This is a genomic window from Anaerobacillus sp. (genome assembly GCF_046314235.1).
GTDB lineage: Bacteria > Bacillota > Bacilli > Bacillales > Anaerobacillaceae > Anaerobacillus.
Genome location: NZ_JBKBWN010000002.1, coordinates 77,245 through 96,565, shown reverse-complemented (window position 1 = coordinate 96,565; position 19,321 = coordinate 77,245). Strand labels below are relative to the sequence as shown.

17 protein-coding genes are annotated in these 19,321 nt (G+C 36.4%); 4 read left to right on the top strand and 13 right to left on the bottom strand.

Annotation, left to right across the window (positions count from 1 at the left end):
* Nucleotide 1 precedes the first annotated feature (1 nt).
* A complete protein-coding gene (hppD, locus tag ACK4M9_RS02505; protein ID WP_409847573.1) occupies nucleotides 2–1,126 on the bottom strand; it encodes a 4-hydroxyphenylpyruvate dioxygenase in 1,125 nt (374 codons plus the stop codon).
* A 222-nt stretch (nucleotides 1,127–1,348) separates the two neighbouring features.
* Here hppD and ACK4M9_RS02500 point away from each other — a divergent pair, with 222 nt between their 5' ends.
* The 3 genes from ACK4M9_RS02500 (at nucleotide 1,349) to ACK4M9_RS02490 (ending at nucleotide 3,750) form a co-directional block, all read left to right on the top strand.
* Nucleotides 1,349–1,597, top strand: coding sequence for a DUF1450 domain-containing protein (locus tag ACK4M9_RS02500; protein ID WP_409847570.1), 249 nt, complete (start codon nucleotides 1,349–1,351; stop codon nucleotides 1,595–1,597).
* A 77-nt stretch (nucleotides 1,598–1,674) separates the two neighbouring features.
* Nucleotides 1,675–1,974, top strand: a complete 300-nt coding sequence (locus ACK4M9_RS02495; RefSeq protein WP_409847567.1) for a 4a-hydroxytetrahydrobiopterin dehydratase — start codon at nucleotides 1,675–1,677, stop codon at nucleotides 1,972–1,974.
* 57 nt (nucleotides 1,975–2,031) lie between these two features.
* Entirely contained in the window at nucleotides 2,032–3,750 is a 1,719-nt protein-coding gene (locus ACK4M9_RS02490) for an aromatic amino acid hydroxylase (RefSeq protein WP_409847565.1), read from the top strand.
* A 180-nt stretch (nucleotides 3,751–3,930) separates the two neighbouring features.
* Here the strand turns inward: ACK4M9_RS02490 and ACK4M9_RS02485 are convergent, their stop codons facing one another.
* The 6 genes from ACK4M9_RS02485 to ACK4M9_RS02460 form a co-directional block, all read right to left on the bottom strand.
* Complete coding sequence (locus ACK4M9_RS02485) at nucleotides 3,931–4,395, bottom strand: pyridoxamine 5'-phosphate oxidase family protein (RefSeq protein WP_409847562.1); 465 nt, start codon at nucleotides 4,393–4,395, stop codon at nucleotides 3,931–3,933.
* 28 nt (nucleotides 4,396–4,423) lie between these two features.
* A complete protein-coding gene (locus tag ACK4M9_RS02480; protein ID WP_409847560.1) occupies nucleotides 4,424–4,861 on the bottom strand; it encodes an HIT family protein in 438 nt (145 codons plus the stop codon).
* A 72-nt stretch (nucleotides 4,862–4,933) separates the two neighbouring features.
* On the bottom strand, nucleotides 4,934–5,479 hold the full coding sequence (locus ACK4M9_RS02475) for a hypothetical protein (protein ID WP_409847559.1): 546 nt from the start codon (nucleotides 5,477–5,479) through the stop codon (nucleotides 4,934–4,936).
* Between the two features lie 364 nt (nucleotides 5,480–5,843).
* On the bottom strand, nucleotides 5,844–6,536 hold the full coding sequence (locus ACK4M9_RS02470) for an OmpA family protein (RefSeq protein WP_409847557.1): 693 nt from the start codon (nucleotides 6,534–6,536) through the stop codon (nucleotides 5,844–5,846).
* Complete coding sequence (locus tag ACK4M9_RS02465) at nucleotides 6,529–8,355, bottom strand: MotA/TolQ/ExbB proton channel family protein (protein WP_409847554.1); 1,827 nt, start codon at nucleotides 8,353–8,355, stop codon at nucleotides 6,529–6,531. The genes ACK4M9_RS02470 and ACK4M9_RS02465 overlap by 8 nt, the downstream gene beginning before the upstream one ends.
* Before the next feature lie 720 nt (nucleotides 8,356–9,075).
* The gene (locus ACK4M9_RS02460) at nucleotides 9,076–9,351 is read right to left on the bottom strand and encodes a hypothetical protein (RefSeq protein WP_409847551.1); all 276 of its coding nucleotides are present in this window, start codon (nucleotides 9,349–9,351) and stop codon (nucleotides 9,076–9,078) included.
* 129 nt (nucleotides 9,352–9,480) lie between these two features.
* On the opposite strand from ACK4M9_RS02460, the gene ACK4M9_RS02455 reads away from it, so the two are divergent.
* Nucleotides 9,481–9,984: an undecaprenyl-diphosphatase gene (locus tag ACK4M9_RS02455; RefSeq protein WP_409847549.1), complete on the top strand. Its 504-nt coding sequence runs from the start codon at nucleotides 9,481–9,483 to the stop codon at nucleotides 9,982–9,984.
* Between the two features lie 207 nt (nucleotides 9,985–10,191).
* Here the strand turns inward: ACK4M9_RS02455 and ACK4M9_RS02450 are convergent, their stop codons facing one another.
* From ACK4M9_RS02450 to ACK4M9_RS02425, 6 genes are all read right to left on the bottom strand, one after another.
* On the bottom strand, nucleotides 10,192–11,655 hold the full coding sequence (locus ACK4M9_RS02450) for a methyl-accepting chemotaxis protein (protein WP_409847546.1): 1,464 nt from the start codon (nucleotides 11,653–11,655) through the stop codon (nucleotides 10,192–10,194).
* A gap of 457 nt (nucleotides 11,656–12,112) precedes the next feature.
* A complete protein-coding gene (locus tag ACK4M9_RS02445; RefSeq protein ID WP_409847543.1) occupies nucleotides 12,113–12,523 on the bottom strand; it encodes a hypothetical protein in 411 nt (136 codons plus the stop codon).
* Nucleotides 12,524–12,546: 23 nt separating this feature from the next.
* A complete protein-coding gene (locus ACK4M9_RS02440; RefSeq protein ID WP_409847540.1) occupies nucleotides 12,547–13,170 on the bottom strand; it encodes a hypothetical protein in 624 nt (207 codons plus the stop codon).
* A 358-nt stretch (nucleotides 13,171–13,528) separates the two neighbouring features.
* Nucleotides 13,529–16,285, bottom strand: a complete 2,757-nt coding sequence (gene ppc / locus ACK4M9_RS02435) for a phosphoenolpyruvate carboxylase (protein WP_409847538.1) — start codon at nucleotides 16,283–16,285, stop codon at nucleotides 13,529–13,531.
* Nucleotides 16,286–16,533: 248 nt separating this feature from the next.
* Nucleotides 16,534–16,731 carry a hypothetical protein gene (locus tag ACK4M9_RS02430; protein WP_409847536.1) on the bottom strand — a complete coding sequence of 66 codons (198 nt, stop codon included), beginning with the start codon at nucleotides 16,729–16,731 and terminating at the stop codon, nucleotides 16,534–16,536.
* Between the two features lie 265 nt (nucleotides 16,732–16,996).
* Nucleotides 16,997–19,252, bottom strand: coding sequence for a putative bifunctional diguanylate cyclase/phosphodiesterase (locus tag ACK4M9_RS02425; protein ID WP_409847533.1), 2,256 nt, complete (start codon nucleotides 19,250–19,252; stop codon nucleotides 16,997–16,999).
* Nucleotides 19,253–19,321 lie beyond the last annotated feature (69 nt).

Here is a 19,321-nt window from a genome sequence, read left to right as displayed (position 1 = left end):
CCTAAATATTGCCGCGACGTTCTTGTTCACGTTCAATCGACTCAAATAATGCTTTAAAGTTTCCTTCACCAAAACCTCGCGCACCTTTTCTTTGAATGATCTCGATAAACAAAGTTGGACGATCGACGATTGGTTTTGTGAAAATTTGTAGAAGATATCCTTCATCATCTCGATCTACTAAAATACTAAGCTCTTTAAGCTTCTTAATATCTTCGTCAATATCACCAACGCGATCACTCAATTCTTCGTAATAGGTCTCAGGCGTATTAAGGAATTCAACGCCCTTCTCTCTTAACGATTTAATCGTTGCGATAATATCATTTGTTAAAAGGGCCATATGCTGAACCCCAGGTCCGTTGTAAAAATCTAAGTATTCTTGGATTTGTGATTTTCGTTTTCCTTCGGCAGGTTCGTTAATTGGGAACTTAATTCTTCCTGTTCCATTTGTCATCACCTTTGACATGAGCGCTGAATATTCTGTGGAGATATCGTCGTCATCAAAGTGTCTTAAAACCGTAAAATCAAATACTTTCTCGTAATAAGTCGTCCACTCTTCCATGCTTTCTACATTTCCGACAACGTGGTCAATCCCAATTAAACCTGATGGCGTAGCAAAATTAGCCCCTTCATACGCTTGGTAGCCAGGTAAAAAAGCACCTTTGTAGTCCTGTAATTCAATTAATGTATGGACCGTATCACCATATGTCCCGATAATCGCTTTTTTTACTGAACCGTTCTCATCACTCTCAGTCCAAGGTGATTTAATCGCAATGCCACCACGCTCAACTACACCTTTATATGCCTCTTCAACATTCGATACAGTTAAAGCAATATCCTTTGCACCATCACCATGCTGCTTTATAAACGAAGAGATATCCGTGTTATCCGATAATGAACCAGAGACAACTAGACGAATTGCACCTTGTTCGAGAACATATGAAACGCGATCACGACACCCTGTTTCAAGGCCACGATACGCTTTAATTTGAAAACCAAACGCATGACAAAAATAATAGGCTGCCTGCTTAGCATTACCCGTATAAATTTCCATGTGGTGAAAACTTTCCACATCGAAGCTATTGTTCTTCTCTGTTTGATTGCTAACATTTGATAAATCATTTGTCATTTTATAAATCCCCCTTATTTGTTATATTTACACTATTACAATAATAATAATATTCAAAATAATCTCATGCAAGCGCATACATAAACGCATAAATTCTGTACATAGGTAAAGTTTTAATAGTCTATCACGTTAAAGCGTTTTAGCTTTCACATCTATTCTTGCAATTTTATTTTCATCTTTACTATAATCACTACAATAAAACGTTGCTAAGGAGTTTTATTGATGAGAACTGAACTCAAATTTTGCCCACTCAATTTTAAAAATGAATTATCAGTACTGAAAAATAACGTAAAACAACTCCCTACAGTCGATGTCGTCGATGACAAATGTTTAAACTATTGTGGTCAATGTTTGGTACAACCATTTGCTCTGATCGACGGTAAAAATATTAGCGCTGATAGCCCTAGGCAATTTTACGAGAAAATGGCTGACTACTTGGCCTCGAAATCTTGTAGTCTACCACCACTTTAAGAAATCACAAAGTCTCTAAAATTGTCTTTATAAGGTAACTGGAATTATAATGTAAAGAACAAGAATGAAAGGATTGTATGCCCGTGGAAAAACTAACAGAAGAAAAAGTAACTCATTTTTTATCAGAAGCAAAAGATTGGAAGTTAGTCGATGAAAAATGGATTGAAAAAAAATACCGATTTAAAGAATACTTAACTGGCATCGAATTTGTCCAGAAAGTTGCGAACGCTTCGGAGGAAGTCAACCACCACCCATTTATTTCAATCGACTACAAGATTGTAAAAATCCGCCTCTCTTCTTGGAATGCCAACGGTTTAACCAAATTGGATTTTAAATTATCAGAACAGTATGACGAGTTTTACGATCATTTTAAGTGATATTTTGTAAGCGTTTTCGTTTAAAAATATATTAATATTTCGAGAGGAGTTGTTTCAATGCAAACTAGGAAAATACCAAAACATTTACAGAAATACACGGTGACCCAAGAATATGATCAGTATACAGCAATTAATCATGCTGTCTGGAGATATGTGATGCGACAAAATCATCACACACTAAAAGATATCGCCCATGATGCCTATATTGAGGGGTTAAAGGCTTCTGGAATTTCAATCGAACAACTTCCAAACGTTGACCACATGAATGAATGCCTAGCCCCCTATGGTTGGGGAGCAGCTACGATTGATGGCTTTATCCCTGGCGTAGCATTTTTCGAGTTTCAAGCAAATGGGATTCTCCCGGTTGTTGCAGAAATTCGCAAACTAGAAAACATCCAGTATACCCCTGCTCCTGATATTATTCATGAAGCAGCTGGTCATGCGCCAATTCTTTGTGATCAAAAGTATTCCGAGTACGTAAAGTTATTTGGAAATATCGGCAAAAAAGCGATTGCGACAAAAGAAGAACATGACCTATTTGAGGCAGTCCGTTATTATTCTAACCTTCTTGAAAAAGGTGAATCTACTGAGGCGGAAATAGCTCGTGCGAAGGAAATGATTGATGAAGTTGCAGCAACGATCAAAGGTGTTTCTGAAGCAGAAAAAATCTCTAGACTTTACTGGTGGACAGTCGAATATGGCCTCATCGGCGACCTTGATGCTCCTAAAATCTATGGAGCTGGCCTTTTGTCATCTGTTTCAGAAGGAAGTAATGCCTTAAATGCTGATGTCGAAAAAATCCCCTTTGACTTAACGACGATTATTAATACGAGCTTTGATATAACAAAGCCACAGCCGCAATTATTTGTTTGCAAAGACTTTGAACAATTGACCGAGGGTCTAAAGGAATTTTCAAAACAAATGGCCTTTATGAAAGGTGGCACAGAAAGCTTAGAGAAAGCAAAGCAATCTGCCAACATTGCGACAATTGAATACAGCTCAGGTCTCCAAGTAACTGGCGTTCTAAACGAGATCCTTTATAATTATGAAAATGAAGCAATCTATTTAAAAATGCTAGGTCCAACAGCCCTAGCCTATAAAAACAGTGAAATTTCCGGGCATGGAACAGCGACACACCCAGATGGGTTTGGTGCACCGATTGGAAAACTTAAAGGAAATCCCGACCCTCTAGAAAAATATACAGATCTTCAATTAACGGAGGCTGGTATTGTAACAGGACAAGAATGTGCGCTTAGCTTTGAGTCTGGCGTCCAAGTCAAAGGAACGGTCAAAACAATTTTAAAACAAGACGATCTAATCCAACTGATAACTTTTGAAAACTGTCTTGTAACCTATAAAGACGAAATTTTATTCGATCCAGAGTGGGGTCTTTACGATATGGCCGTTGGTGCTTCAATCCCTTCTGTATATGGTGGCGCAGCAGACGGCGAAGCCTATTATACGATCGATGAAGCGCAGGAACATAACGCAACGAATGCAAATGAGCCCTCTCCACTAGATAGTTTATATCAGCAAGTAAGGGATTTTAGAGAAACAAAGCAAAAAGACTCGCCTGCCCTACTCCAACTAGTAGCGGAGCAACTCAGCCAAAACTATCCTCATGACTGGCTCTTAAGGTTAGAAATCGTTGAGTTACTGAACAAGTATAAGTGGTTACCAGAGTTAGAGGCTGATCTTAGAAACGATTTACAACAATTACAAACATCAAACAACGAACTCAATTCATTGATTCAAAGAGGCTTACAAATCATCTAATACTCGTTTTGAAAAATGCTTTGGAATTGAAAAGCACTAGGAAACCTAAGTGACCGCTAAAAGATAGTTTGTTAAGCTAGCTTTTGCGTGCAGTACACTTGTTCCTAGTGCTTTTTTGATAGTGTTGAAGTCGTTTTTATGGACTGAAGTCCGGTAAGGCTAATCATTAATCCGTCTCTATTAGAATTTATCACGTAACATAACTTTTGGCTCTAAGTATGATTGGTCACGAACTACCACAGTCTCAGGCACAAAACGTATTAAAACATTACTGTCATCTAAATTTCGAAAACGCGGGTCCCAACCATTCATGTCCGCTCCTAAATACCTTGAAAGTAATCGATTAGCAATTGTTTCGACAAAAGGTTCAACAGTTGCGGTGCCTCTAAAACCAGCGTGTAAAACCAACCCTTTTTTAGGATTGAAATCAACGATCCCGACTGCACATTTTGGATTATTTTTTATTCTTTTAGGAAAAGTATCTGAAGATGTGCCTATGATCCAAAGTTCGTTTTTTTCCCAATGGAACCAAACGGGAGAATCCCTAGGTTCATCGCCAACGACAGTCGATAAATGTGCGAAAAGTGGCTTATTAAGAAATTCTTCTAAGTCAAAACTCCTTCTCTTATCCTTAATAATTTTCATCGTTTTAAACCTCCAAATGTTAAAAAATTTAAGCTCTGATATTGTTAGAAATATCTTGAATCGCCTTACTTAGCTTTTTTTTCGTTTCTATTAAATGAGTGCCTACTTCTCTATCTACATCAACATCTAAATAGAAATCCGCAAATGATTGATGCTTGTATCTTGGTACAACGTGCATATGATAGTGTGTTAATTCATTGAAAATCCCACCGTTTTGGCAAATGGTAATTCCATCAGGGGTAAATAAATGTTTGATAGTCTTCGATATTAGCTTAGATGCCTTCATAATTGCATTTGCAGTATCGTCATCAAGTTCTTCTACGTCATAAAAATGTTTTTTAGGCAAAATTAAAACGTGCCCTTCGTTAAATGGGGCGTGGTCTAAAATACAACAAACATAATCATCTTCATAGACAACATAAACTGGTTCTTCTTTATTAACTAATTTACATCCTAAACACTCCATAAAACACAACCTTTAATATTAATTCGAGCAGATATTTCTAAAGAGATAAAGCAGAGCCCGCCCTAGGTCTACTTATTTAATGACGACTTTAATTTCAGAATCACTGATTGTGCCTTTCTGAAGTTCAACGATAATATGCCACTGTGCAATATCATCTGTTCCGTAATTCGGAACCAATTTGTTGATAGAGATTTCAACAAAACCTTCGTTCCGTTTGATGTCTGTAATCTGATGTCGAATCGAACCGCTGCCTTCCTCCAACAACAAGAGCACAAGAACACTGTCGTTAAAATAAGCATTGTCATATTTTTCAACGGCACCCAAGAAACCAATCGTTGAATTACCTATAACCTCTGACCTCTTATCAAGATAATAAATGTCCTTATTTTTGAGGTAATACTCATTTAGTTCATCAGTTGAATGAATAATTGAAATGACTGGATAGCTAATTGCGTCAATATATCCATCTGTACGAATATACTGAGCTTCAAATTCCAAGCTCTTCACTAACTTTCCATTGCTATCTGGAATTATTGGGCTACTTTTTGGAGTTACCTGACAGCCAAGCATAGAAATCATTATGCACAGTAGCAGAATTGTAATTCTTACTATATTCATAGATTAGCACTCCTAACCTTTTTATAATAAGACGTCATTTATAAATAAAAGTTTCTAGTTGCCTTACTCCATCAAAAAACGTCTTAACCTCCACAAACGTAAGTCAAGTAACAAAGACTAAAAACATCAATTAAAACAGAATGTAAAAGTTAGGCACCTTCTTTCGCGCGTTCTGAGCGAGAACTTGTCTAGAAAAATTCCAAGTCTACCATATAACATTAGACAAAAAGAACATTTCTCCTTCTTGAAGAAATGCCCCTAGACAATGTTAAATGCTATATTATAAAAATATCTCTATATTTTCCCGAAACTTAACTGCCTTAGCAACTTTCCTTAACTAACTAGTTGTTCGCTTTTTCCAAACCTATTTCCCTAGCAGCTCACGTGTTTTCTCTAAGATCTCTTGATCTTTTAGTCGGAATTTGAATTCGACACGGCGAGAATCTTTATGGCTGTACTTACCATTTGCATCGGTCCGCCCATCGGTATAGGACTTTCCGTTTACTGTTAATTTTTCCTGCAAATGTTCTTGAATGTTTTTGTATGGAAAGGCATCACTTAAAATATACTCAGCGACACTAAAGGCCCGTTGTTGGGATAGCTCTAAGTTATACAAATAACTCCCTGTCCGGTCTGCATGACCTTCAATAATAATTTCAGAGATGTAGGTTTCATATCCTCTTTCTAGGAGCACATCTAAGTATGCAGGAACAAACTCATCTAAAAACTCGAAAGCCACAGGTTTTAAAACAGCTTCATCGAATTCAAACAAAATATCTGTATTAAAGATCAATGCGCCTGTTTTTTCATCAATTTCAATTCCAAGTGTGGAGTCGTTAAATTCTTCATTTAAATCATTAATTAAATCAACGCGAACACCCATAATTTGGTCAATCGTGCGTTTCATCTCTTCAATTTGGAAGGATTTTATCACCATCATAATAATAAAGATGAGGATAAAACAAAGTAAAATCGCCGTTAATAAATCGGTAAATGAGGGCCAAAAATGACCTTCCTCCTGTTCACCTTTAAACAATTTTTTATATTTATTAATCATTGCTACCAACCCTTACTCGGTAGTTTTGTCTTGTTGCCTCTTGGGACAGGGACTGAAGTAGGCGATTTAAATTTTGAAATTCTTGACCAAGCTCATTAATCGCTTGCTGCAGATGGCGAGCACTTCTTTGTTGGTTATCTTCGGTAATTTCGCCTATTTGCTTAAATTCTTTTTTGATTGTGTCATTCATATCAACGACATAATCACCAATGTTTCTACTAACCTTATCTAAGCGATCACCGAGGCTTCCTTCTAAATTACTGACATATCTTGAGAGTGTATCTTTTAGGATACCAACACTCGCTTCAATTTGACTTTCTCGGTGGTTAAACGAATCTTTCATTTGTGAGATTGTTCGATTTACTTCACTTAGTAACTGGTTATTTTTCATACTGATTTGCTCATAAGACCTTGTTGCATCGTTTAATTGCCTATCAAATGCTTGAGAGTCAGCAGCATGTGTTTTTAAATGATTGCCAAAGTCTCGATTAAATTCCTTCAGTTCGTCAAACCGATCTGATAGGAGATTTTTATATTCACCTTGAGCTACGTTGATCGTCTCTAACGCATCTGGAAGTCGAACAATCGAATTCCCAAGTTTGTCAAAGTCACTCTTAAGTTCTTTTAAATACGTAGAGATCCCAGCTAGCTTTGAGCTTAAATCGTTTCCAAATATTCCTTTAAACTGCTGATTGTTTTCCTTCATCAGTTTCACAAGATTATCACTTTGGCCAATCATTCTCTCAAACGAAGCATGAATTGAATCCTGTCTTTCTGCAATCGTAGATATATAGTTTTTCCAATCCTCAACAGCCGCTTGGAATTGAGTCATCGTATCGGTTTGTGAGGTTGACAACTCTTTAATCTTTTTATAGGTTTCTGTAAATGTAGTTGTCAGAAGCTCATTTCGTTTATCCATGCTGTTAAAATACGTGAATAATTGACTGAAATTTTTATTTAACTTCGTCACGCCACTTTCAAAACCTGTTGTTACTTCTTTTATACTAGTAAAAAGAACTGTGAAATCCTTTAAGTTTTGTGATAGACCTTCATTAAACTTTGCTAGATCCTTGGCCGATTGCTGCAAGCCAACTGTATAATCTTGAAAACCTTTGAACGATTGGACGATGCTTTGTAACGATTCTTCATTCGTTTCCCGCAGCTGAACAATCGAGGAATTAATCGTTTCTGATACTTTAATCAGACGGGCCATCGCATCTGGTTCATTCTCCTCTAAATACCCCTCTGTTTTCAACATAATATCTGTCAACAAATACTCAGTATTGGCCACTCGTGTAATGACAGACATAAGTAACGATAAGCTCATCCCGGCAATACTTGTATAAAACGCTACATCAATCCCCGCAAGTACCAAAGCAACATTTTCCACTAGTTGATCGCCTGTTGAATCAATACTCCCTAGTGACATCGTTAAGCCAATGAATGTTCCTAACACACCTACTAATATAAAAACTGAAACCGTCATCTGAATGATTTTTATGAGACTAACAACTGGGACATTAAACATTCGCCAGCTCGAGAATTTCTTTTGAATAAATGTTTCAACTTTCAACGATTCCTGTTTATTTTTTATTTCAAATTCAGCTTGAAATCGGTTTAATGGGTCGATATCCAGTGAATTTGATGTATTTAAGTAATTACGGATTCTCCGCAATCGACTAAACATGATCAAATGGACAAAAACCGCTATCGCAAAGGTTACAAATAACACCATGAAAATAAATTCAATCAATGGACTCGACAAAATCGACTGTGCTTGCTGTTCAGTCATAAACAATTTTAAAATAGCTTCTACCATCGCACTTCCTCCTAAAAGGAGTCAATTAATAAACAAATTATTATTGACCCGAGATTTCAGCAGCTTGTCAATTCACTGCTATTAATTAAAACTATTCAGCAGGTGGACAAATCATGCCTTGAAGTAGGGGCAAGTTTAATTTTGATTATGTATGCTGACGACATTTGCACTTGGACTGTAACTATTAATGGTGATTACACCACGGAAAATTCGTTTGGATAGTAAATCAGTGTTTTCGGATAGAAACGGATTGATTTTGGATAGTAAATTACAGTTTTCGATAGAAAGGGACGAGTTTTGGATAGTAACGAGATTCCAAAGCTAATTTATAGATAAAACCTAGATGGAATTTTCGTTTTAAAAAACAAAAAAAGCGCAAAATCCATCAAGATAGATGGATTTTTGAGCCTTTTATTGCTTTTTAAACTATTCTAAACGGTTTTCTCTCGAATCTTAAACTGCATATTTTTGAAATCTATCCATATTTTCACTTATTTTTACATTTTACGACAAAACTCTATTTTCAATCATTGGTAATAGTGGTATTGTTTTACTGTATTTATAAAAAAAATAATCGTTAAGTTGGTCGGGCTAGGAGGTTCCCTTTTTCTTGTTTCTTTGAAAATCACAAAGTGTAATAAAAATGAAATTACACGTTACTATAATCATATTATGTAAACTAAATAAATCGAAACTAGTTAAAGGAAACTTGACAATTTCCTACCTCTCCACTTCATATTCCCATAAGCCAAGTTGACCTTTCGCTGGAATAAATGTTTCTAGCATCTTCATTTCGGAAACGAGCCAAGCATAGTTGCCAACCTTATAATCTCCCAGAAAGTAATCATTCCCCGATACTTCTCGCCCATCCTCAAGAATTGCCCATGTTTGATGATTTTCAATCACCTTCAAGCAATTTTCGAGATTGCATACTGCGATAATTTGTCCTGTAGGCAAATTTTCTGTTGTGTACCCGTGCTTACATAGCAACGCCATTACGGCGACATGAGCACAAACTGTTATGAGCTAGTTCCCTGTAATAAACGTCAATCAGCTACTGCATCACATGTTTTCCATTCTTCTTGGGAATATTAGCTATATCAATGAGGTAAGGAGTTTTGTGTCATGGATTATTATTTATTTAGAGTTATTAATCGGCTATCGGGGCGTTCTTATCTACTAGACAACTTGATGATATTCGCTTCTAATAAGCTTCGCTATCTATTTGGTTTAGCGATGGTAGTTAGTTACTTTCGGAATTTTTATGACAGAAAAAGTGCAACTAATGCTGCACGATCAATAATTGTTTTGTTGTTTATCGGATTTGTGGTTAACTTATTTTTTTACAGGCCACGTCCGTTTATGAAACGTAGAGTTGGGATCCTTATACCGTCAAAAGTGAATTCATCGTTTCCAAGTAAACATACGACCCTAGCCTTTGCGATTGCCACATCAATTTACCTTCGGGATCGCATCCTTGGAGCAATGATGTTCATATTATCCGCGTTGATGGGGTTTTCACGAATTTGGGTTGGACATCATTATCCAACTGATATCGCTGGAAGTGCTTTAATTGGAACAATGACTGGATATGTTGTCGATAAGTTTTCTAGGAATGAAATTTATTGAATGTCTGTAAAAAATGTTCCCTCTCATGTAAATGGCGGGTCATTATATTGGTTTTATTTTTCCTTTGGAATTTTCCAATTCAAAAAGCTGTCCCTATCAGAAAGTATCAGTCATCTCGGCAACCACGCGACTAAAATAAACGTCACCAAGATGAGCTGGCACTTACGGGACAGCTAGAAAATATTTAGATATCTAAAGATGGCTCGCTTAACTTCTTAACAACTTCGTTTCGTGAGCCGTTTGCTGCATTTTTTCCGAAATCAATCGATTATCTTCATTCAACGTTTCAATAGTTGCGCTCATTTCTTCGAGACTTGCAGCCTCTTCTTCAATAATCGCTGCTAACTCTATCGTCGCCTGCTCGATGACGGTTGTTTTCGTTTCTACATCATTTGTTAATTGGTCGACGTTCTTAAACTTAAAGCTAATATCTTTTAATAATTGACTTAACTGCTCAAAATATTCAAGCATTTGCGTTGTTGAATTTCTACTCGTAACGAATTGCTTTTGACTTGTCGTCATTTCTGAAAGAGCAGCTGCACTTTGAGTATTTAATTCAATTAAGTTATTGGTAATCTTTACCGTTGTTCCACTCGTCACTTCTGCAAGTTTTCGAATTTCTTCAGCAACGACCGAGAACCCTTTGCCTGCTTCGCCAGCACGAGCTGCTTCAATTGAAGCGTTTAACGCTAGTAAATTTGTTTGAGTCGTTATATCACCGATCACACTAGCAAAGGAATTCGTTTCCTCAATTTTCGTACTTAATGTCGTAAACGTATGATTTAGCTTTTCGACTAGTTTCTGTAACTGGTCCATGTTCGTCGATAATTCTCGGGCATTTTTCATACCTTCCACTGAAGCTCCTTGGGCAACATCAGCCTCTGTTTGAAGTTCTGTCATTGATTGGTGCAATTTCACCATCAATAACTTCGTTTCAGATGAGTTTTCAGCAATATCTTGAATTTGATCTGTTTGCGTTTGACTAGCTGACGATACTTCATCAATTGCTGCTTTCATTTCATGCTGTGACTGATAGTTATCCTGAATTTGTTGATTAACGTTTGCAATCTTGTCGGCAATACTAGCGACATTTTTTTCTAAATGTATTCTTTGCGCTTCCTTTGCTTGCTTTTCTTCCTCAGATTTCACTAAAAATAACTCTAGTTGTTTTGCTTGTTTTTTATTCATTAGGATCAACAAAGCCAATGCTGCCGCAAAAAGCGTATAAACTAATATTAAGAAAGAAGCAACCTCTACTAAAGGCTGTGGAGTAGCTGATAGATTTAGATTGATAATCAAACTACTCATACCAACGACGAAACTTCCACTAAATAACACTACATTAAAATGTAACGCCGACAATAGTGTTAAAAAGAAAACAACAAAGACAACACTAATGCCACCTGAATTAGATAGCATTGAGTAAAACAATACTGCGTAAACAATAAAAATGAAAAAATAACTATAAAAGAGTTCTTTCCCTACTTTTTTAAGTATAAAATATCCGGCAACTAAAACAGTCCATTCGATGCCATACATAAAAACGTTCTTAATATTCGAAGTAAAAAATGCCTCAAGCATTCCTAATAGCATAGTCACAGAAAATAACGATAATAAAATTAAATTTTTATTTTTTACATCATTTCTCCTAATTTCAGTAATTGAAATCACCGATTACATACTCCCTTTCAACGGAACTATTATTATTGTAATAACCTACATGACACAGGTTTGGGATAGAATAATAAGCTTTGAACGCCCTGATTTTGACGCTCATGCACAATTTCTATCAAACATTAATTATCCTTTCTACAATAATATCGGTTAATTCGACAAATTTTTTAACCTGTTTAGACTTTTATATTTTGGGTAAATATACCACTTTTAGGATTTTATGCAAAAGTATGATAACTTCAGAAAATTCAAAGCAACTCATACTCTTAATTATTTTCGTATTGCTAATAACTAGTTTGTCCTTAAAATAGTGGGTAGACTATTTTAATAGGCTTTTCTAGTACATAGATAAAGCCCACCAGTTATTTACTGGTAGGCTTTCATCTACTACTGTTTCTATAAAAACAAGGCATACAAGGCGTCGGCTTTTGGAACGCTAATTATCAATAAATAGTCACTTAGGTCGACGTCTACTTCGATATGAAAAAAACACAGCAATACTAATTAGGATTAAACTAACGACCCCTGCTGTGATCCAGCGATGTGGATCTGTTTTATAAACAACTTCTTCTCCAACCGTCCACTCGGTTCGATGGCCAATACTATCGTCAGCCACAAAAAAATGGGCAACTGACTCGTCATAGAAATAGTAGCCATCTGAATTAAGGGTCCCTCGCTCAATTTCATTACCTTGACGATCATATACAATAACCACTGTTCGAGTAGAAAAACTACCATCTTCGTAGACAACTTTGATTAAACCAGTCTCTTTTGGTTCTATAACTAATCTGTGCGCAAAAGATGGTGATGGCTGAAGTGTCAGAAATAACAATAGGAAAGCAATCAAAAAAGACAACTTCTTCATGCTACCATCTCCCTTATCCGATTTTAATGACTATGACCATGTTCATGGCCTTCATACTCAATTGGATTTTCTGCTTCAACCTCATTGCCATCAATATCCGTAATCGTCATTTTAAATTCCTCTGGATGGTGTTCAGCAAAAATTCGATAGCTTCCTCCTTCGACAATTGTAAACGTAAAGTCTGTACGGTCTTTATTCAAAAGTAAGTTATAAACATATTCATGCTTAGCATGAAATACTTCCGTTTGTTTTACTTCTTGGGCATCTGCCTCAAATAGATGAGCAGCATGATGTTCGAAATCGGTTATATTTTTATTTTCAAGGATAAACGCTAATAATATACTTTCATCACCAAATTCATTTTGATGAAAAACAAGTGAGTAGGTCCCTTCTTTGAGTTTGTATGTTGCTGCCCATTCATAAGGGATATCATCATGATGGTGAATACCCTCTGCTTCCTCAATTTCAGCATCTAACTTTTCTGCCTCTTCCTCGTTTTCTTCAGTCGTTTCTTCTTCATCAATGTTTTGCTCTTCAGTCTGTACTTCAGCTGCTACTGGCTCTTCAACTGTTTTTTCAGCATTTGAACAAGCGACAATGGCAAATAACAGCAAACATCCTAACGTGATTAATCTAGCTCTTTTCATATGTAATCTCCTTCACTTTTAAATAGATCCCAAAATTTAGGAACATTAATACATATGTAATTACTAATAGGTTTATTAATGATTATGAAAAAGATCGTTTGGATAAAAAGAGTCTGCTTTTGGACAGTAACATGTTGAGTTTGGATAGTAAAATTAATTTTGCGATAGATAAATACGAGTTTTGGACAGATAACTGGCAATCTCCCTTCGAAAAACACCGCAAAAATAAAATAGAGGATCTAGATCTATTATAATAGACTAGAATCCTCTAAAAATATCGCTGAAACTTTATGTTTTTTTATAATTGGGTAAGTATTTTAAGAAACAACACTTTACCAACTTAATGTTAACCTCGTTATCAGCCCGTATTAACTAACCCTGCAGCAACACCACTAATTGTTAATAACACTTCCGTCAGTAATTCATCAGAAGGTTCAGCTGTATTACGCATGTTTTGAATTAAATGTACTTGTAAAAAGTTAAGTGGATCCACGTATGGATTACGTTTGTAAATTGATTCCTGAATGTTCGGTGTATGATCTAAAAGCTCCCGATTTCCAGTGATCTGTAACAGAATATCTTTTGTTACCTTGTATTCAGTTGAGATATCTTTAAAAATTCTCTCAGCAATAGTTTGATCCTTAACTAAATGGATATACTCTTTAGCTGTCTGCAAGTCAGCTTTCATAAGTGCCATTTGTAAATTGTTAATCGTTGATTGGAAGAAAGGCCAACTTACATACATCTTTTGGAGCAATTGTAAATTTGCTTCACTTTTCGCTGCAAACGATTGTAAGCCAGTACCCGCTGCATACCAAGCGGGGATCATTTGTCGTGACTGTGTCCACGCAAATACCCATGGAATAGCACGTAAATCTTCAAAGCGTTCACTGCCCTTTCGACTCATTGGTCTTGAACCAATATTTAAGGCGCCTAATTCACGTAATGGTGTTGCCTGTTTAAAGTAAGTTAAAAAGTCTGGGTCACCAAAAACAAGTGATTGGTATTTCGTTAAGGCATCCTTTGAAATATCCTCCATCGCCTCTTCCCAAGATGTCTCCCGAACATAGCCTTGCAGTAAGTTTTTCGAAGCATTTGCCGAAGCTTCAAGTAAAACAGATGCCGCTTGTTCCAAGTTCCGATAAGCAATATCTTCAAGTAAATAACGTGATGATAGTACTTCACCTTGCTCGGTTATTTTTACGCCATCGCCTAACGTTTCTGCTGGCTGCGATAAAATGCTGCGATGTAATGGACCGCCACCTCTCCCTAACGAACCACCACGACCATGGAAAAATTTCAAGCGAATATTGAATTCCTTAGCCATATCGTGAATTTCTTTTTGTGCTTTAAATAGCTTCCAATTGGCTGTTAAAGTTCCACCATCTTTACTTCCATCTGAGTATCCAAGCATGATTTCCTGATGGTTGCCACGTTCACTAATGTGATTTCGGTACACATCCATTTGAAATAATTTCTTCATAATTCCTGGACCTGCGATTAAATCATCGACAGTTTCAAGGAGTGGTGCAACATGCAAGTGACTATCTATCCTACCATTGGCATGTAAACGATATATCCCAGCTTCCTTTGCGAGGACGAGAACTTCAAGTAAATCACTAGCTGATTGCGTCATACTGACAAGATAAACTTCAATCGAGCGACTTCCAAATTCCGCGTGGGCTTTCTTTATCATTTGAAAGACGTTTAATACACCTTGCGTCTCTTTTGAGTAATCCTCTTGTAAAAGCAAGAGCGGTCTTGGCTCATTCAAGACTCTCTCAAGAATAGCTACCTTTTCTTCCTCAGGTAGCGAGGCATAGTTTTCAGTAATATTAACTGCTCTTAAAATTTCTGTAACTGCGGTTTCATGTTCGCCACTATGATTACGAATATCAAGCGTCGCTAAATGGAAACCAAACAACTCTACTTGACGAACGAGTTTTCGAATGGTTTTTAGCTTATTCGTCGCCGGTTGATGTTGTTCTGCGCTTTCCTTGATGAGAACTAGGTCCTTCAGTAACTCTTCAGCTCGACGATAGCCAAATTCATTTTCACCTACACTGCGGAGACGCTTCAGTATTACCGCGAATTTACGGCGATAAATCTCTCCTTCAACGGTCCATGCCTCTCCTGGTTCTAAATATTGCTTTTCATCTTCTTCGACAGATTGAATAAGCTCCTCACTGAACGAAACTCGAGTTGTTGATTGACTAAAACGTTTCATTAAATCAGTTACTGCTTTTTTATATTTCTTTAATACTAACCTGCGCTGTAGTTTTAATGTTTCCCATGTAACTTCTGGCGTAACATTTGGATTCCCATCACGATCGCCACCAATCCAAGAACCAAAGAAAAGGAAATTCGGTACTTTCCACGTGTGCCCTGGATAATACCCCTGTAATTGGTTTTCTATTTCCTGATGGATTCCAGGTAATACCTCAAATAATGTTTGATCAAAATAATAAAGACCATTTTTTACTTCATCTAATACAGTAGGCTTACGGTCACGTAATTCGTCCGTTTGCCATAGTGCTGTCACTTCATTAAATAAGCTTTCATCCAACTCTTTTCTTTGCTTTTTATTTAACATCGGATTGTCAATTTGTTGAAGCAGCAGTGAAATTCGTTTTTGAATTTCAAGTACAGTCCTTTTTGTCGCCTCTGTTGGATGTGCTGTAATAATAAGTTCAATTGATAAATCATTCAACACCTGTTGAATGGTATCCTCGGTAAAATTGCTTTCTTTTAAGGTAGCTACCGCACTTTCAATTGAAAGAGGTTGTACACTACTTTCGCCTTGTAATTGGTACTGACGTTGGCGACGGATTCGATGATTTTGCTCCGCGATATTAACTAAATGAAAATAAATTGAAAAAGCACGGATCACGTGTTGGCGTACAGGTGGCTTAAGACTACTAATCTCTTCTTTTAAACTTACATAAAGTTCCTCTTTGTAGTTTTTCCTTAAATTCTTCGTCTTCTCTCTAATTGTTTCGACTTTTTCCAGTAACTCGATACCACCGTGATGAACGAGAATTTCCCCAAGGATATTGCCGAGCTTTTTCACGTCGGTCCGTAACAGAGAACCGTTGTCTGCTGTAACATTGATCATTAAATCATCCTCCTGTCTATATTTTCACTACATTTACAGTACCGTTTTAAAATTATACTTTATCAATAATCAACATCTCTACCCGATACATTCGGCGTCCCACTTGGACAATAAACGTCCCGATTATGTATAGCAACTCCAAGTATGCTAATTAACGTTATATTAGCATAAAATAGGTTAAATTTAAATATTAAATTTTCTGACATCTCTAATTCGAAGGTGTGCTACTCTTCTTTTGACACTCTTTCTTACTTTAGTTGCTCGCATTCTTTTAGAAGAAATTCAACAGTCTTTCCAACTTTTTCATAGCCGAACTGATACGAGGCTGCTTTAATTTCTTCAAAAATTAATAGATCAATAACCTCATCTCGATCAACCTCAGTCCATTTATTTTCCCTGTCCATTTGTGCTAGTTGCATTTTAATTCTTTCTAATGCTTGTTCCATAACATTAACCTCCAATATAATGTCGGTGCCAGACACCAATGAAAGTTCACTTTCAAACAACCCAGATGTAATATGATCGAGACAAACCATCCAATCGAAGAAAGTGAACTTTCCTGTAGATAAAATTTACAGAGTAGACACCTATTATCGTATTTTACCATAAATAGGTGCCTGGCACCTAGATGAAAAGCCAAAAATCCCCCTTCTAATGGGGGTTTCTTGGCTTTTTCGTACTAATTTATTGAGCGGTGCCAGGCACCAACTTTTACATTTGGTGTCTGGCACCCTGATTTGTTAATAGTTTTTCAAATTGTTCTGCGTTTATAGGTTTTGAAAATAAGAAGCCTTGTCCAAAATTACAGTTAAATCTTGTTAAATTGCTAACTTGCTGCTCAGATTCGATTCCCTCAGCTACGATACGAAGGTCTAAATTTAAACCGATATCAATAATTGTTTTTATTAAAGGGTGATCAGAAGCCTCTGTAAGATTATCGATAAATAACTTATCAATTTTAATTGTATTAATCGGTAATTCCGTAAGAATGTGTAATGACGAGTATCCAGTGCCAAAATCATCAATCGCTGATCTGACCCCAAGTTCGTTTAACGCCTTCAATACTATTATCGTTTCAGAAACATTTTGGATGCTCTCTGTAATTTCTAGCTCTAAAAATTGCGGCTCAAGTTCAGTTTCTCGTAAAATATTTTTCACAGTTTCGAAAAAATTACTGCTTTGCAGTTGGCGAACCGAAACATTAACAGATACACTCAGGGCCGGAAAACCCGCTTCTTGCCATGCTTTATTCTGTTGACATGCCGTCTTTAAAACCCATTCTCCGATTGCAATGATTTGACCAGTTTCTTCTGCGATCGGAATAAATTCTGCTGGTGAAACTGCCCCCATTTCAGGATGGTGCCAACGTAATAGTGCTTCCATGCCAACAATCTTTCTCGTCTGCAACTCTACGATCGGTTGATAATTTAGCAAAAATTGCTCTTTCCTCAAAGCTTTTCGTAATCCGTTTTCGATCTTCATTTTTCTAGAAAGCATTTCGTTTAATTCTGAATTGTAAAAGCAAAAATTGTTCCGCCCTTTACCTTTTGCCACGTACATAGCCGCATCTGCATTTTTCAACAATTGTTCGCTAGTAACACCGTGTTTTGGATATAAACTTATTCCTATACTAGGGGTTATTGTAATTTCATGATTATCAATGCTGAAAGACTTTGCAAGTTCGATAATAATCTTCTTTGCTAAACTAGTACATTGCGCCCTTGTTGTTCCAGGAAGGATAATAATAAATTCGTCGCCACCAATCCGATATAAGAAATGCCCTTCGTCAATTGTTTGTTTTAGTCGTTCTGAAGCACATACTAAGAGTTTATCGCCTACGAGGTGACCAAGAGTGTCATTAACAAGTTTAAAGCGATCTAAGTCAATTAATAGTAAACCGACCTTACAGCTATCTGGTCTAACCATCCCCATTATCTTAGTCAAATCTTCATTAAAGCGGGCTCGGTTATGGAGTCCAGTTAACGAATCATGATAGGCCAAATATTTAAACTCACTCATTAGCGTTTTATTTTTCTTTAGAACTACTAATTGACGAACAATAATCATCAAGAATATAATAATGAGTCCGACAGTTAAAGCATCACCCCTCCACTCGTAGCTATTTAAGACAAATACTAATAAAATAATCGCACTACCATATGAAAAAAGATGTTCTTTACTTTCAACGTAATTTTCTAATCTATAATCCTTTTCAGTCAAATTTTTCTCTGCAAACAATGCTGCATACCCGATAAATAGAGTTGAAATCAACCAAAATGGATCGATCCAACTCCCAAACTCATAGGTACCAATGACCGCTAAGTATAAAAAAGTCGAGTCAGCAACAATTTGAAAAAAGAAAGCAATTGCGAGAAAAAATATAACTCTTCTCTCTTTACTATGTATGGAGAGATAATATAAATATGTCATCATAAATAAGATGCTCAAGTTCGCAATTGGGAAAGCGATTGTTAAAACCATTGCTAAAACTGAATGATCCCAAAGTTCCCAGATCGGTCTGATTAAGTAGTGTATACTTATAACAATCGCTGATGTCATAAACACCAAAATGTTAAACAAATAAGGGCTATTTGTTACGGAACCGCTAATTTTTTTCGTTTTATAAGTTAGTCCTAGCAAATAGAAAATGTATGATAGAAACCAAAATAAGAAGGACGTATTTGAAAATTCTTTAATTGCTTCGGCCAAAAGCGAATAAAGCCAGAGGAAATTCCCTAAAAAAGTAAAAATAATTCCTAAGCCAAGCAATAGCCAAAACAGTTTATCTTCATTCGTTTTGCGATAAGCTCTCATAATCCATATAAAACTAATAATTGTACCAATGATTGGAAAACCACTCGCACCTAAAGTTCTTAGCGTTTGATCATCCTTAAAAACAAAACACCATCCATAAAATAAAAGTACAACAATAATCGGAATCCACACAGCTATTCTTCTTGGAAGCATCCTACGTCCCCCCTAACTTTCAAAAAATAAAAATAAAAATAAAAAGCTATCTCCAATGGAAATAACTTG

Coding starts and splice junctions, on each gene's coding strand:
- hppD (WP_409847573.1), bottom strand. CDS start 1,126: ATGACAAATGATTTATCAAATGTTAGCAATCAAACAGAGAAGAACAAT.
- ACK4M9_RS02500 (WP_409847570.1), top strand. CDS start 1,349: ATGAGAACTGAACTCAAATTTTGCCCACTCAATTTTAAAAATGAATTA.
- ACK4M9_RS02495 (WP_409847567.1), top strand. CDS start 1,675: ATGCCCGTGGAAAAACTAACAGAAGAAAAAGTAACTCATTTTTTATCA.
- ACK4M9_RS02490 (WP_409847565.1), top strand. CDS start 2,032: ATGCAAACTAGGAAAATACCAAAACATTTACAGAAATACACGGTGACC.
- ACK4M9_RS02485 (WP_409847562.1), bottom strand. CDS start 4,395: ATGAAAATTATTAAGGATAAGAGAAGGAGTTTTGACTTAGAAGAATTT.
- ACK4M9_RS02480 (WP_409847560.1), bottom strand. CDS start 4,861: ATGGAGTGTTTAGGATGTAAATTAGTTAATAAAGAAGAACCAGTTTAT.
- ACK4M9_RS02475 (WP_409847559.1), bottom strand. CDS start 5,479: ATGAATATAGTAAGAATTACAATTCTGCTACTGTGCATAATGATTTCT.
- ACK4M9_RS02470 (WP_409847557.1), bottom strand. CDS start 6,536: ATGATTAATAAATATAAAAAATTGTTTAAAGGTGAACAGGAGGAAGGT.
- ACK4M9_RS02465 (WP_409847554.1), bottom strand. CDS start 8,355: ATGGTAGAAGCTATTTTAAAATTGTTTATGACTGAACAGCAAGCACAG.
- ACK4M9_RS02460 (WP_409847551.1), bottom strand. CDS start 9,351: ATGGCGTTGCTATGTAAGCACGGGTACACAACAGAAAATTTGCCTACA.
- ACK4M9_RS02455 (WP_409847549.1), top strand. CDS start 9,481: ATGGATTATTATTTATTTAGAGTTATTAATCGGCTATCGGGGCGTTCT.
- ACK4M9_RS02445 (WP_409847543.1), bottom strand. CDS start 12,523: ATGAAGAAGTTGTCTTTTTTGATTGCTTTCCTATTGTTATTTCTGACA.
- ACK4M9_RS02440 (WP_409847540.1), bottom strand. CDS start 13,170: ATGAAAAGAGCTAGATTAATCACGTTAGGATGTTTGCTGTTATTTGCC.
- ppc (WP_409847538.1), bottom strand. CDS start 16,285: ATGATCAATGTTACAGCAGACAACGGTTCTCTGTTACGGACCGACGTG.
- ACK4M9_RS02430 (WP_409847536.1), bottom strand. CDS start 16,731: ATGGAACAAGCATTAGAAAGAATTAAAATGCAACTAGCACAAATGGAC.
- ACK4M9_RS02425 (WP_409847533.1), bottom strand. CDS start 19,252: ATGCTTCCAAGAAGAATAGCTGTGTGGATTCCGATTATTGTTGTACTT.